This window comes from Brevundimonas sp. Root1279, assembly GCF_001425945.1.
GTDB lineage: Bacteria > Pseudomonadota > Alphaproteobacteria > Caulobacterales > Caulobacteraceae > Brevundimonas.
On sequence record NZ_LMEB01000010.1, the window covers coordinates 87,846 to 102,921 of the forward strand.

Below are 15,076 nucleotides of genomic sequence, written 5' to 3' on the forward strand. Positions count from 1 at the left end.
CTACGGACGGGACAGACCCAACGACCGGAGGCGCAGAGCGATTCAGACCCAGACCGCCGGCGACACCTGTCCACCGACTGCCTGATTCTGATCAGCTCATCGCGCTGCTTCCCCCGAACCAACTTCTCAAAACCATCAATGGGTTCCTTGGTTCCGTGCGGGTTCCAGAATCTCTTGCGTTGCCATTCGCGGTTTCGTCGTTAGCTTCGCGCGCCATGTTGACCCGATCCGTTCAGACGGCGGCGGCGTGAGCGCGGAGTCGCGGTCGCCTCTCAGCCTGGAGCTTGTGTCCTTCATCGAAGGCGCTGTTCCCTCGGTGTGGGCGCTGGAAGTTCTGCTCCTGCTGCGCCGCAACGCCGGTGCGTCCTGGGCGGTCGATCCGATCGTCGCAGAGCTGCGCGCCAGCCCCCAGCTGGTCACCGACTGCCTGACCGGCCTGGAGCGCGCCGGCCTGGTCGCCCGCGACGCCGACGGCTTCCACTACGCACCGGCCTCCGCGATCCTCAGGGACCTAGGCGACGCGCTCGAAGCCGCCTACCGTGAGCGCCCGGTCGCCGTCGTGAAGACCATCGCGTCACGTCGGCCGGATCCGTTGAGAGGGTTTGCGGATTCGTTCCGCTTCAGGGGCTGGAAGTCGTGATGGATTGGGGCCCCGCCGTCGTCTACGGGCTATGTCTGCTGACCAGCGCGGCCTGCGCCGCCCTGCTGGTCCGGTCATGGCTTAAATCCCGGCAGCGGCTGCTGATGTGGAGCGCGGCCTGCTTCATCCTGCTGGCGCTGAACAATCTGATGGTCGTTCTCGACATGGTCGTCTTCCCGGACGTGTACCTGTCGCCCGCCCGTCAGGTCACCGCCCTCGCTGCCGTCTCCGTGCTGATCTACGGCTTCATCTGGGAGGTCGACAAATGAGCCCCGCCTCCATGATCACCGGCGCCATAATCATGGGCTACGCCGTGGCCGCGTTGTTCTTCCTCAAATTCTGGCGGCGCACGGGGGATCGGCTGTTCCTGGCCTTCGCCGCCGCCTTCACCCTCATGGCTGCGACGCCGCTCCTGACGGGTCTTCTGCAGGTCCCGCGCGAGGAACAGAGCCCCTTCTACCTTCTTCGGCTGCTGGCCTTCCTGATCATCATCCTGGCGGTCATCGGCAAGTCGCGCCGGGCGCCCAAGGCCTGAAGCTCAGTCGGCGGTAAGCCGTTCCTTGTCGCCGGGACCGGCGGCGGGATCGGGCGCGGCCGCCAGCCCCTCAGGATCCCCACCGAGCGCCGCCTGCAACTGCGCCTGATCCAGCTGCCCCTCCCAGCGCGCCACGACCAGGGTCGCAACCGCATTGCCGACGAAGTTGGTCAGGGCCCGGCACTCGCTCATGAAGCGGTCGATGCCGAGGATTAGCGCCATGCCGGCCACCGGCACGCTGGGCACCACCGCTAGGGTCGCGGCGAGGGTGATGAAGCCGGCCCCGGTGATCCCCGCGGCCCCCTTGGAGCTGATCATGGCGACCAACAGCAGGGCGACCTGCTCCTGGAGGCTCAGTTCAATGTTCATAGCCTGGGCGATGAACAGCGCGGCCATGGTCATATAGATGTTGGTGCCGTCCAGATTGAACGAATATCCGGTCGGCACGACCAGCCCGACCACCGATTTGGGCGCGCCGGCGGCCTCGAGCTTCTGCATGAGACTGGGCAGTGCCGCCTCGGAGGACGAGGTGCCGAGCACCAGAAGCAGCTCCTCCTTCAGGTATCGGATCAGGCGCAGGATCGAGAAGCCATTGGCCCAGGCTACGGTCCCCAGCACTCCCAGCACGAAGACGAGCGAGGTCAGGTAGAAGGTCAGGATCAGGGCCAGCAGGTTGGCGATCGAGGCGATGCCATAGGCTCCGATGGTGAAGGCGAAGGCGCCGAAGGCGCCGATCGGCGCGGCTTTCATCAGGATGGCGACCAGGCGGAACACAATCTGGCTCAGAGCCTCCAGTCCTCGCTGGACCGGGGCCGCCACGTCGCCGACGACGGCCATGGCGACGCCGAAGAGGATCGACACGAACAGCGTCTGCAGGATGTTCCCCTCGACAAAGGGGCTGACCAGCGTTGTGGGGATGATGCTGGTCAGGAAGCCGACGATGGTCGTCTCGTGCGCCGCCTGGGCGTATTGCGCGACGGCGCCGGCGTTGAGCGACGCCGGGTCGATGTTCAGCCCGCGGCCGGGCTGGACGACATTGGCGATGATCAGGCCAACGATCAGGGCCAGGGTCGAGAAAACGAGGAAGTAGGCGAAGGCCTTGGTCGCGACCCGCCCCACACGGCCCAGATCGCGCATGCCGGCGATGCCGGTCGAGATGGTCAGGAAGATCACCGGCGCGATGATCATTTTCACCAGCTTGATGAAGGCGTCGCCAAGCGGCTTCAGCTCCTTGCCGACGTCTGGCCAGAAATGACCGATCAACCCGCCGAGCAGGATGGCGGCGAGGACCTGGACGTAAAGGCTGCGGTAGAGCGGCTTGCGCACGGCCGGTGCGACGTCTGGCTGGACAGGCTGGATCAAGCCGAGCTCTCCAATCGACGGCCCTGAGGGTCCGTCAGAATACGACGCGAGTATTCGAAGCCGCCCACGCCAAAACAAGCGAAATCCGTCAACCGCTAGATTTTGAAAAGGATAACCTTTTTCCGCTGACAGCGCTCGACCGCGGGGCGCATCCCGATCGGCGGCGGCCGCGGGTCGCCGATCACGTATCCGGAACCGCCCGGGAAACGTCACGTTGTGGACCCCACCGAAGGAGGCTCCGATGAAACGGATCATGCCCATGGCGACCGCGCTGGCGCTGGCTCTCAGCCTGCCGCAGGCGGCCGCCGCTCTAGACAACAACGGCAACGGCAACGGACACGGCCGGGACCACGGCGACAAGGGTGGCAAGGGTCACAACGACGACCGTGGCGGCCGGGGCCACCAAGGCCGCGGCAATGACCGCGCAGATCGCGACCACAGCCGCGGCCCGCAGGCGGTGCGGATCGACACCCGCAGGGACGACCACCGCGGCCCCGACCATCGAGACGAACGTGGACGCGGCCATGACCGCGACGTCCGCGTCGTCGAGCGCGAAATCAACCGAGTGGTGGTGGACCGGGATCGACCGGTCGTCTACCTACGCACGGCCCCGGACCGCGGCCTGATCGCTGGCTGTCCGCCCGGCCTGGCCAAGAAGCACAACGGCTGCCTGCCTCCGGGCCAAGCCCGTCAGCTGGAGCGCAGCCGCTACGACTACGTCTGGCGCGTGCGCGACGACCGCTTCGACTACCGATATGACGATGGCTATCTGTACCGGCTGTCGCCCCAAGGCTCGCTGCTGGGCTACCTGCCTGTGCTCGGCGGCGCCCTGTCGCCCGGCAACGTCTGGCCGGCGCAGTACGTCTACGAGCCCGCGCCGCGGTACTATGTCGACTATTTCGGCCTGAACGACCGGTACAACTATCGCTACGCTGACGGCGCCATCTACGGGCTGGACCCGCAGACGCAGGCTATCGGCCAAGTGGCGGCGCTGCTGACCGGCCAGCAGTGGAACGTGGGCCAGCGGATGCCGTCGGGCTACGACGTCTACAACGTGCCGTATGCCTACCGCAGTCAGTACGCAGACACGCAGGACCGCTTGTACCGGTACAACGACGGCTATGTGTACCAGGTCGACCCTACGACCCAGTTGGTCCAGGCCGTCATCCAACTCCTCACCTAAGCGTCGCCGGAGACACAGATGCGAAATCTCGTGCGCTGGGCGGCGACGCCCCTCGCCTTTCTCGCCCTCGCCGCCTGCAACAGCGGCGACGGCAAGACGGGGGATGGGGCCCTGGAGCCCTCCTCCAAGACCCTGTCCGCTGGGCTGGACGGCGACTTCAAGACGCTCGACCGCGTCATCGATAACGCCGGGCTCGAGGCTGTCCTCGAGGGCAAGGGGCCCTACACCGTCCTGGCGCCCTCCGACGCGGCCTTTTCGGCCGCCCAGGGGGCGGACTTCACAGCGGATACGATGAAAGCCCAGGGCGCCGCCCTGGTGCAGGCCCACATCCTGCCCGGCGCCCTCACGCGTCAGGACATCGGGACCGCCATCGATCGCGCGGCTGACGGTCGGGTCCAGATGCGGACGATGGCGGACGGCGTGGTGACCTTTTCCCGCGACGGCGAGACGATCGTCGTCACCGCCGCCGACGGCGCCCGGGCCCGACTCGCCGGCGACGAGACCCTGAGCAGCAATGGCGTCATCCAGCCTGTCGACGCTCTGCTGGTGAAGGCTCCGGATGGAACCACCGCCAACGGCAGCGGTTAAGCTTGCTACGGCCACGCGCCGGCTGCTCGAGCGGAGGGTCGAGCCATGCTCAAGTTCCTAAAACAGCTGTTTTGCAAGCATCACTATGTGCAGAGCCGCAGCCATCCCGGGATGCTGACCTGCAAGCGGTGTCGCCACAGGAAATGGCCGGGCTGACGATGGCTGCGCCCTAGAGGGCCCAGTCATCGACGGCGCCCGAGCCCCCAAAGTCGGCGTCGCGCACAGCGAAGCCGAGGTCATCGTTCTGCAACATCTGCCTCCACAGAGGAATGTGGCGGCTCTCGTCCCCCGGCAGGACCAGTGGACTGAGCGGGTTCTCGGCCTTGGCGAGCGCCGCGAAGGCTCCACCGCTGACCAGGAATTCGTCGGAGCCCGGGAGGACCTGCGGTCCTGAACCCTTCGCGTCGGAGACGGCCGGGATGACCTGCGGAGCTGCGCTCTTCGGTTCGGCGGCAGGGGCCGGGGCGGACACCAGGGTCGACAGAAGCACCGTCGCGCCGTTGCTGAACCTCACCCGCTCGACTCCAAGGAGTTGATCGACCCCGTCGCGCCCGATCACCGAGTCGGTGATCTGGTAGCCGCCCGCGACCGCGACGACGGTATAGCTGGCCTGCAGACCGGACATGACCGCCAGGTCATTGCCAGCGCCGCCGGTGAGGGCGTCGTTGCCGCCACCCCCTGTCAGGGTGTCTGCGCCCACGCCGCCGATGATGACGTTGTCGATGGCGTTGCCAATGCCCGTGAAGTTGCCGACCCCGGTGTAGGTCACGTTCTCAACATTGGCGGCGAGCACATGGTAGCTGGACAGGCTCTGGACGCTGTCCACGCCATCTCCCGCCAGTTCGACGATGGTGTCGCCCGCAGCGGTCAGAACATACAGGTCGTCACCCAAGCCGCCCTGGAGCTGGTTGGACACGCCCGAGCCGCCGTGCAGAACATCATTGCCGCCGAAGCCGAGCAGAGTGTCTCGCGCCAGCCCGCCATTGAGGACGTTGACGTCCGCATTGCCGACCAGCAGGTCAGCGAAGGCGGAGCCGGTCAGGTTCTCGACGCCGACAAAGGTGTCCGCCCCGCCATCGCCGTCCACGCTCGCTCGCATGGCGGTGAGGTTGGCGTTCACCGAGCCGGCGGCGGCCGCATAGGTGACGGTGTCGACGCCTCCAGCCCCGACGAGCGTGTCGTTCCCGCCCGCGCCGTACAGGGTGTCGGTCCCGCCCGATCCCGTGATGATATTGGCCAAGGCGTTGCCGGAGCCGGTGAAGTTGCCAGCGCCGGCGAAGGACAGGTTCTCGACGTTGGCCCGCTGGGTGTAGGTGTTCAGCGTGGTCTCGATACTGTCGATGCCTTCGCCCGCCAGTTCCACGATCGTATCGCTGGCCGAGACGACATAGTGGTCGTCGCCGAGGCCGCCGATCATCGTGTTCGCCGCACCCGCGCCCCCAACCAGGGTGTCGGCGCCGCCCACCCCCACCAGGGTGTCCGCCCCGCTTCCGCCGATCAGCATGTTGCCGAGGGCGTTGCCCACCAAGGTGTCGTTGAAGTTCGACCCGGTGACGTTCTCAATGCTGTTGAGCGTGTCGACCGCACCGCTGCCGTCATTCGACGCCTGGTTGGCGTTGAGGCTCACGTTCACGCCGTTGCCTGACTGCGAGTAGTTGGCGGTGTCGAGACCGCCCAGGCCATTGAGCGTGTCGTTGCCCGCGCCGCCCCAGAGGCTGTCGTTGGCCGCCGTTCCGTTAAGGACGTCGCCGATGCTGTCCTGACCATTGATCGTGATGGTCACGGTCGCCGTGTTGCCGCCTGCAAGGGTGTAGGTGAAGGTGTCGAATGCAGTCGTGTTCGAGGCGCCGGAGAGCGGTCCGGGCAGGCTGCGGAAGATCAGACCCGGATTGTACGAGAACGTCCCGTCGACATTCAGGGTCAAAGTGGCGCCGGAGGCCAGGACCGTGGCGTTCCCGATTGCCGCCGTCGAGCCGTTGACCGCCGAGACCGCCAGAATGTTGCCCGCCGGGATGGTGATGTCGGCCCCGCCGCCGTTGTTGGCGAGGACGTTCCCGTTCAGCGTTCCGGTCTCGGTGATTGAGAAGGCGTCCGCCTGGGCCACCGCCGTATCAAGGGCGCTGATGGCGAAGTCGACCGTGCCGGTCAGGCCGTCGGAGAAGCGCAGCAGCTCGATGTTCCGCAGCACATCCGTGCCGTCGGCCAAGGTGCCGCGGGCGTGGACGATGGTGTAGCTGCCGTTGCCGTTGTTGATGATGTCGTAGTCTTCCCGGATGCCCGAGAACCGGGCCACGTCGATGTCGCCTACGGCCCCGCCATTGACGATCTCACGCACGATCCTGAGCTGGCCTGGATTGTAGGTCCCGGCCAGCATGGCAGCGTTCAGGGCCCCGCCCATGCTGGCGAAGCTGGCGATCTGGACGTTGTTCGCGTCGAACACCCCGATCCTGGCCTGCAGGAAGCGGTCGCCGTCCAGAATGTCGTTACCGCCGCGGCCTTCGATGACGTCGCTGCCGCCGCCGCCGAGGATGATATTGCCCGTCGAGAACTGGACCACGCCGATGCCGACGATGTCCTGAAGCCCGGCGATGCGCGCGATGCCCGCCGCGTTCAGCACGCTGCCGCGCGCGCCCTCGGTGAACTGAAGGACGCCGCCGACGAGCCCCTGCGCCGCAAGATCCGCGACGTCGGAGCCGAACAGCTGGTCGTTGCCCGCGCTGCCTGAGAGCCCCTCGACGTTGGCATACCGGTCGGTGGCCGTGTTCGGCGTCGGCGGGATCGGCGTCTCGTCAAACGCCGGCAGGTTCAAGTCGGCCAGCACGGACGGCAAGGTGTAGTAGGCCGCCCAGTCAAAACCGGACATGCCCTCCATCCGGTTGACGCCGAAGCTGCCTGTCATGACGTCGTCGCCGCCCTCGCCGACGAACTCGTCGAAGCCGCCATTGCCGAAGAAGACGTCATGGCCGGCGATCTGGTCACGGCCGAAGGGATCGAAATTGTCCCCCGGGGCCCCGTCCTGTGTGCCGATCTCGATCCAGTCGTCGCCCTCGTTGCCCTGCATGCCTTCATTGAAGGTCGAGCCGAAGATGAAGTCGTTGCCGGTCCCGGCGAACACCTCTGACGAGTCCTCGCCGGTGATCAGATAGTCATTGCCGGATCCGCCGATGATGAGGTTCAGGCCGGGGCCGCCGTGGATGACGTCATGGCCCTCATTGCCCTTGATCACGTCGTCGCCGCCGGCGTCGGTGATGATGTCGTTGCCGACGCCGCCGTCGATGTTGTCATTGCCCTGGCCGCCTTCGATCCGGTCGTTGCCGCCGTCCCCCCAGATCGTGTCGTCGCCGATACTGGCGATCAGGGTGTCATTGAGGGCGCTGCCCCCGAGGACGACGTGATCGACGCCGTTGTAGCGGAGGTAGCTGACCGCCGGTCCAGGATCAGCGCTGCCGGCCCCGGGATTGCGGTCGACCAGCGGAACAGTGCCCGCCTGGGTCGGATCGAGGTTCCCGAGACCAGCGTTGAACTGGGCGTCGCCATCGGCATCCACATCGAGGCGATCAACCTCGAGGATGTAGGTCGGCGTTGAGAACACGTCGATCGGAAGGTGGTCCGTGTTGGAGTTCGCCATGATCAGGCTGGCGAAGGAGTTCTGCTCCAGCTCATTGATGAAGTTCATGCCTGCGGTGCGCGCCAGGTAGTAGAAGCGGTCGCCGTTCTGGAGAGCTTCGAGCTGGGTCTCGAACACGAAGTTGAAGGTCGAGCCCAGCATGCCGCCGAAGGGCATGACCGCCTCGGCCAGGCCGCCGATCCACAGGTCGACCTCGTCGAGGCCCGTGACGCTGTCGGTCCCGACATTGGCCCAGGCGCCTTCGCTGTTCAGATAGTCGACGGCGTCAGCCGGCGCGCCCACGCCTCCGAACACGATCAGCATCGCCGCGTCGCGCTTGGCCTCGTAGCCGACCGCCCCTGTAACCGACGGGTGGGTGCCGTAGGCGGCGATGAAGTTGACGATCGACATCTGGTGCTTGAGGTGCAGCGCCAGATCGTACCAGCTCTCATACGGCCTGAGCTGAGCGTCGCCGGTCTGATCGTAGAAGGTCTTGCGCGCGTCGTTCAGGGTGGCCACCCCCGTCTCCCGCCCGCGGGCCAGGTTGATCGCCGCGAGGTCGAGCGGCAAGCCGAGCAGGCTGTTGCGCAGAGCGTCGGTGACGAACTCGTCGATCTCGTTGGCGACCTGACGAGTCATGCCGCGGATGACCGCGCCCGCCGCCACGTCAGCGTCGATCGTGCCGCCCGCATCGAACTCGACCGGATTGAGGAAGGCCTGGATCAGGCCGATGTGGTCGGCCGTGAAGTTCGGATCGTACCGATCGATGGTCTCGGTCAGCATCGAGTGGCCGAAGCGATAGACCGTATGGGCGAACTCCGCGACGATCGAGGGATCGACAGTCACGTCATAGCCGACCGGCGCCACGAAGACGTCGATCTGCGGCTGCAATTTCCGCGCGAAGTCCTCGAACACGAGGTGCTGGTACTGCATCTCGGTGGCGAATTTCGCGGCCTGGAACAGGCGTTCGCCGTTCCAGTCGAAAGCGTCCGGATTCAGGTTGGCCAGGTTCAGCGCCTGGAAGGCCCCCAGCGACAGCGGCGTGTCCAGCCAGTCGTTCAGGAAGGCCAGGTGCTCGGCGGCCGTGAACTCCGGATCATCCAGGGAGTCGAGAACGAGCGCCTTGGAGAAGTCGACTTGCCGGTTGTGCTCCGAGTGGAAGACATGGTGCACGGCGGTCAGGCCGATGTTCTCGTTCACCCGGCCGTCGCCGGCGATGAAGTGCGCATTGAGCAGCGCCGCATCATACTGGCCGGCGGGAAGCGGCTGACCTGTCTGTTCATTGAAGGGATTGGCCGCATGGGCGATGTCGAGCAGGAAGGAGTGCCCGCTCTTCGTCGCCAGGGTGGCGTCTACGGGAGCCCCGGGCGTTCCCGACGTCCAGACGCCATTGATCAGCAACTGCGGGAAGCCGTTCGCGCCGGGTATGAAGTTGCCATAGAGGTCGGTGCGAACGAGCGGGATGGCGGCGGCGTCGTAGTCATCCAGCGCAATGCCCATCAGCAGAGCTTGCGCTTTCACAGCGGCCCAGGTGGCCATGCCGCCGTTGTCGCCTTGGATCAGCTTGCCCGTGGCTTCCGGTGAACCGTTCGGCCCCGTGAAGGTGTAGCCGCGCAGGAAAACCTGGTGCGACGGGTGCGAGGAATAGGTCTGGTTCTGGTCGACGTAGGGCGAGGTGGCGTTGACGGCCTCGCCGCCGGCGACGTTGGCCCGGGTCAACAGCATGAAGTTGGTGGGCGAGCCGACGACGAAGAGCGGATCATCCGGCTGGAGGGGGACGAAGACCGTGCCGCTGCCGCCCTTGTTCACCAGGTCGAGCCCGTGATCGAAGAACTGGCCAAACAGGGTCATCCACGAATTGAACGGGGCTGACAGGCCCTCGTCCGGGGCCCGATTGGGGATGTGGTAGAGGAAGACCCCTGGCTCGATCTCGGTCTGGGTGGCGTCGAGCCCCTGTTCGAGCGCCAGCTCATAGGCGGCCGTCGCGGCCGGGTTTCGGCTGGTCATGTCGACGAGCAGGTTTGAGATCGTCCTCGGCTGCGCGTCAGTGACGAGCGCTCCAGGCTGGTTGGGGGTCGGATTGTAGTTGACCCCCTGCCGGTCGTAGTCCGCCGGCGTCATGCGCGGGAACGGCTGGTCAGCCTGGCCGAAGTCGGATTGGCCGTCGGTCAGCAGGTTATTGAAGATGCCGCTGACGGTGCGCAGCCCGAATGAGTGGTTCGGCGATCCATCAACCAGCGCGAGGAGACTGGTGCGGCCGGCGGTGAGCTCGGCGGCGGTGACCGCCGTCCCGTCATTGAACGTGGAGCCGGTGGCGGCCGCGTGCTGCTCTGCGATTTTGATCTGGGCGAGAATGAAAACCAGATCGCTCCTAATGAAATTCGCCATAGCCCTTACCCCGCTCTCGGAGGGCGGCGACCGTGGCCGGGCCCTCGATTGTTGCTGGGCCCGGCCGCGGGGGCCGGGGCCCTATTGCGTCAGAAGAACCAGTCGTCGCGGGGGTCTCCGTCGCCCCTGAACCACTCGCCGCCGTGGTCGACGCGGACGGCGAACCGCCCGTCATCCACCTGATCGTTCCAGGCCGCCTTCCATCTGGGGCCCGCCATTTCCGCGTCGAGCGGCGGCAGGACGGGCGGCAGGTCGCCGCCCTTGAAGACGAAGTCGTCGATCGCCGGGATCACCTGCGCCACGTCGATGCCCTTGAGGACGAAGTCTTCGACAGGGGGCAGGACCGGCGGATCGGTGACGTGGTCCTTCGCCGCGGGCAGGACCGAGGGCCCCGCTTCCTTGGCGCTCACCGCCGGCGCCGCGGCCAGGGTGGAGAGGAGCACGGTGGCCCCGTTGGTGAACCGGACCCGCTCGATGCCGATCAACTGGTCGACGCCATCGCGGCCGCCGATCAGGTCGGTGATCTGGAAGCCGCCGGCCACCGCGGTCACGATGTAGTTGGCCTGCAGGCCTGACAGGATCGCCAGGTCCTGGCCTCCACCGCCGTTCAGGGTGTCGTTGCCGAGGCCGCCCGTGAGGGTGTCGGCCCCCGCACCGCCGGTGATGACGTTCGCCAGCGCATTGCCGATGCCGGCGAAATTACCGGCGCCGGTATAGGTCAGGTTCTCGATGTTCGCGCCGAGGCTCCGGCCGGCCAGAGAGGTCTCGATGGTGTCGGTCCCCTCCCCGGCGAGTTCGACCACCGTGTCATTTGCGTCGAGGATGTAGACATCGTCGCCGGCCCCGCCCTGCAACTGATTGGCTGCGCCGGAACCGCCGCGCAGGGTGTCGTTGCCGAGCTGGCCGAGCAGGATGTCGGCCCCGTCGAGGCCCCAGAGCGTATCGCCTCCGGCCCCGCCGTTGAGCGTGTTGGCGCCGGCGCCGCCCGTCAGGGAATCTGCGAAGGCCGAGCCGGTCACGTTCTCGAAGCCGGTGAGGCTGTCGACCCCGCCTTCGCCGTCGTTTGACGCGGTCTGGAGCGCGAGGTTGACCGTCACGCCCGCCGCCACTGCGACATACGTCGCCCAGTCGACGCCGCCGCCGCCGATCAGGCTGTCATTGCCGCCACGGCCGCTCAGGATGTCGTTGCCGCCGCCGCCGGTGATGACATTGGCCAGGGCGTTGCCGATGCCGATAAAGGCCCCGCCGCCGGTATAGGTCAGGTTCTCGACGTTGGCCGCCACGGTGCGGACCGCGAGGGTGGTCTCGATCCTGTCGACGCCCTCCCCGGCGAGTTCGACGACCGTGTCGTTGACGTCGAGGACGTAGACATCGTCGCCGAGGCCGCCCTGCAACTGATTGAGCGCGCCCAGACCACCACGCAGGGTGTCGTTGCCGGCCATGCCCAGAAGGACATCCGCCCCGCCCCCGCCGCTCAGGTCGTCGCCGGAAACGCCGCCGATCATGACCTGGACCAGTTCGTTGCCGCCCAGGACGAGCCCGGGACCAGCGAGATAGTTGGCGCGGATCTGTTCGACCTCGGATCCGGCCGTCAGCGTCCAGTTGGCGCTGGCGTAGACGATGTCCACGCCGCCGCCGGCCGTCTCGCCCACAGTGTCGCCCGCATTGTCGACGTAGTAGCGGTCGCCGCCGCCGCCGCCGGTCATGGAGTCCGCCCCAGCCCCGCCATCGATGATGTTGGCGGTGTTGGTGGCGATCAGAATGTCGTTGAAGGCGCTGCCGGTGACGTTTTCAAAGCCGCTCAGGGTATCGCCCTGAGCATGGCCGCCGGTGACGGTTCCGAGCAGCAGATGGATGCTCACCGCGGCGTTCGAACTGCGGTAGCTGACCGTGTCGTTGCCGGCGCCGCCGATCAGGGCGTCCGCGCCGGCGCCGCCCTCGAAGGTGTTGTTGGCGCCGTCGCCGGTAAGGAGGTCGTTGAAGCCGCTGCCGACAATGTTCTCGACATTGACCGCGACGTCGCCTTCCGCAGTGCCCCCGTCGCCCTCATTCGGCAGGAAGCGGCCGGCGGGCACGAGCAGGCTGACCGTCACCCCGGCGCCCGAGGCGCTGTAGTCGATGGTGTCGATGCCCTCGCCGCCATCGAAGGCGTCATCGGCTCCGTTCCCGCCGACCATCCAGTCGTTGCCGGCGTCGCCGTTGAGGAAGTCCTTGCCGTCGTTGCCGTAGATGATGTCGTCGCCGGCTCCGCCGCGCAGGACGTCGTCATTGCCGTTGCCGTTCAGGATATCGTTGCCGTCGCCGCCGTAGAGGAATGCGTCCTGTGCGTTGAGGCTGGCGTTGAGGACGTCGTCGCCCCCCTCACCGTGCAAGGCGTCCTTGCCGCCCCCGCCGCCTATCGTGTCGTTGCCGTCGCCGCCGTAGATGGTGTCGTTGCTGTCGGTGCCGGTGATGGCGTTGTTCAGGGCGTTGCCGACCAAAACCAGGTCAAGCGCAGAGTTGTTGAAGTCGCTGAAGTTGCGATTCACCTGCCCGGCCGTCATGGCGACCGTGTCGGTCGTCTCGAAGGTGTCCCAGTGGAGGTGGGTCAGGCCGGTGTTGCGCGCGATCAGGTCGGAGAAATGCTCCGAGTCGATGTCGCGCAGCAGCATCGTCCCGTCGAACTGGTTGATATAATAGAACCGGTCGCCGTCCTGCAGCCGGTCAAGCTGCTCCTGGAAGATCCAGGTGAAGGTCGAACCCATCTGGCTGGCGCCGAAGGAGGCTTCAGCCAGGCCGCCGATCCACAGGTCGACATCGTTCACATGACTGATGCCGGTGCCGTTGAGCAGACCGTTGCCGGGATCGATGACGTCCTCGCCGTAGACCGCCTTGAAGCGGGCAAGCAGGTCGGCGCGCTCGGCCGCATTCCCACGCAGGGCGGCACCGAACTGATCCCAGTTGGCATAGGGCGACAGCTGGGGAATGCCAGCCTCAGTAGAGTAATCCGAAGCCTGGCCATTCTGCTGCAGCAAGGAGGTGTTGCCGCTGATGTAGGCGCGGAACTCATTGAGCGAGGGCAGGCCCAACTCGCGGCCGCGCATCAGGTTGGCGGCGCCGAGATCGAGCGGCAGGCCGAGCAGCATGCTGCGCACCGCCTCGACGATGCTGTGGTCGATACGCTGATGCTCGACCCGCATCAGGCCACCCATCAGCGGCGCCGCGCCGCCCGGGACTTCCGGATGGCTCGCGTCACCGCCCGCGAACATCGACGGATTGAGGAAGGCGTCGATCAGGGACACCTCCTGCAGCACGCCGTTAGCGTCGAGGTAGGGAATGGTCTCGTTGATCATCGAGTGACCGACCCGGTACATCGCGCCGGCGAACTCGTCGGAGATGGCCGCATTGACCGCGGGGTTATAGCCGTCGAAGCCGTGGTCGCCCGCGCCCGGCAGGGTGCCGGACATCTTCTCGGCGAACTCGTCGAAGACGGTCCGCTGGTACTGGGCGACGGTGACCGCCTTGGCCGCCTGGAAGATCTGCTCGGCGGTCCATTCCGGATGCAGGGCGGCGATCTTGTCCGCCTGGAAATTGTGTTCGCGGTGGAAGACCGTGTGCACCGCCGTCAGCGCCACGTTCTCATTCGGCCGGTGGTCGCCGGCCACGTAGTAGGACAGCAGGGCTTCAAGGCTGAAGTTCGCGTTGGCCCCGCCGCTCTGGGCGTAGGGCGATGCATCGAAGTCGTTCTTGTCGCCGATCAGCGGCGTGAACAGGCCGTCGCCGATGTCGCCGAAATCACGAAAATCGAGCGCGCCCTGCAGGTAGGTCCAGGCGGCGAAGTCGCCGCCCGCCACGGCCGCCATAGCCAAGGCCGTATCAAGGTCGGCCTGGCTCACCCCGTTGTTGAGCAGGACGTCGGCATAGGTCGGCAGGTTGCCGCGGCTCACGCCGTCCGGGCCGATCTCGAGGGAGCCGTCAAGCAGGCGATGGGTCTTGATCAGATCGCCGTTGCCGTCGCGCATGATGTCGCCGTTGGCGTCCCGCGCAGTCTCGCGCAGCAGGAACTGCAAGGCAGCCGTCGAACCATAGGTCTGGTTCTGGTCGACAAACGGCGACGTCATGTTCAGGCGCTCGGTCCCGTTGACGTTGTCCAGCGTGATGACGCCGTTGATGTCCACGGTGTAGCGGGCCGCGCGACCGCCGATCAGGAATTGCAGCTGCGGCGGGACGCCTTGGGCGATGATGTTGTCGGTGACGTCGATGTTGAGCCCGGGATTCGCCGCAGCGATCGCAGCGAGCTGCGCGTTGATCGTGCTCAGGTCGACGAACTGGCTACCGCCGCCGCGCGCGTAGAAGTCGAGGCCGTGGTCGAAGAACTGGCCAAAGGACATCATCAGCAGATTGGTGTTCGCCGTGCTGGGCACGTCGATCGACAGGCCGTCGCCGCCGACGAACTGCGAGACCACATTGGAGACCAGTCGCTCGTTCGGCAGCGGCGCTCCGCTGGCGCCGGTGACCCGCACGCCGTTGACGGTGCTGGTTTCCGGATGGGCCGGCGTCAGCCTCAGGAACGGCTGGTTGGAGTTGCCCCAGGTCGGATGGGCGGCATTGTTGCCGAAGCCGCTCGGCACGCGAACCTGCCCATTGGCGATCTCGCCTGCCAGGAAGCTGAGATCATTCGCCCGTAGTGAGATCGGCATAGCAACTACCTCCAGCCGCAATCCTTAGTAATCGTCAGTAGTTCGCGCCCACGTTCGACCTCCGTACGCGCGACATAAAGTTGTTCTATCGAGA

8 protein-coding genes are annotated in these 15,076 nt (G+C 66.4%); 5 read left to right on the forward strand and 3 right to left on the reverse strand.

Translation table 11 applies throughout. The annotated features are described in order from the left end of the window. The first annotated feature begins 286 nt into the window (after positions 1 to 286). Genes ASC65_RS15745 through ASC65_RS15755 form a run of 3 tightly spaced genes read left to right on the forward strand, consistent with a single transcriptional unit; the run spans position 287 to position 1,175 of the window. Positions 287 to 640 (forward strand): hypothetical protein, encoded by a 354-nt coding sequence (locus ASC65_RS15745; RefSeq protein WP_056455425.1) that lies wholly within the window; start codon positions 287 to 289, stop codon positions 638 to 640. After that, positions 640 to 909: a DUF5985 family protein gene (locus tag ASC65_RS15750; protein WP_056455427.1), complete on the forward strand. Its 270-nt coding sequence runs from the start codon at positions 640 to 642 to the stop codon at positions 907 to 909. The genes ASC65_RS15745 and ASC65_RS15750 overlap by 1 nt, the downstream gene beginning before the upstream one ends. Then, positions 906 to 1,175: a DUF5985 family protein gene (locus ASC65_RS15755; protein WP_056455429.1), complete on the forward strand. Its 270-nt coding sequence runs from the start codon at positions 906 to 908 to the stop codon at positions 1,173 to 1,175. The genes ASC65_RS15750 and ASC65_RS15755 overlap by 4 nt, the downstream gene beginning before the upstream one ends. A 3-nt stretch (positions 1,176 to 1,178) precedes the next feature. Here ASC65_RS15755 and ASC65_RS15760 read toward each other — a convergent pair whose 3' ends face one another. Next, complete coding sequence (locus tag ASC65_RS15760; RefSeq protein ID WP_327019511.1) at positions 1,179 to 2,534, reverse strand: dicarboxylate/amino acid:cation symporter; 1,356 nt, start codon at positions 2,532 to 2,534, stop codon at positions 1,179 to 1,181. Positions 2,535 to 2,778: 244 nt separating this feature from the next. Between ASC65_RS15760 and ASC65_RS15765 the strand changes: the two genes are divergently transcribed. After that, entirely contained in the window at positions 2,779 to 3,720 is a 942-nt protein-coding gene (locus ASC65_RS15765) for a hypothetical protein (protein WP_056455432.1), read from the forward strand. A gap of 18 nt (positions 3,721 to 3,738) precedes the next feature. Continuing rightward, positions 3,739 to 4,308, forward strand: coding sequence for a fasciclin domain-containing protein (locus ASC65_RS15770; RefSeq protein WP_056455434.1), 570 nt, complete (start codon positions 3,739 to 3,741; stop codon positions 4,306 to 4,308). Positions 4,309 to 4,477: 169 nt separating this feature from the next. Here ASC65_RS15770 and ASC65_RS15775 read toward each other — a convergent pair whose 3' ends face one another. Next, complete coding sequence (locus tag ASC65_RS15775) at positions 4,478 to 10,303, reverse strand: peroxidase family protein (RefSeq protein WP_056455436.1); 5,826 nt, start codon at positions 10,301 to 10,303, stop codon at positions 4,478 to 4,480. An 89-nt stretch (positions 10,304 to 10,392) separates the two neighbouring features. Next, entirely contained in the window at positions 10,393 to 14,982 is a 4,590-nt protein-coding gene (locus ASC65_RS15780) for a peroxidase family protein (RefSeq protein ID WP_056455438.1), read from the reverse strand. Between the last annotated feature and the right edge of the window lie 94 nt (positions 14,983 to 15,076).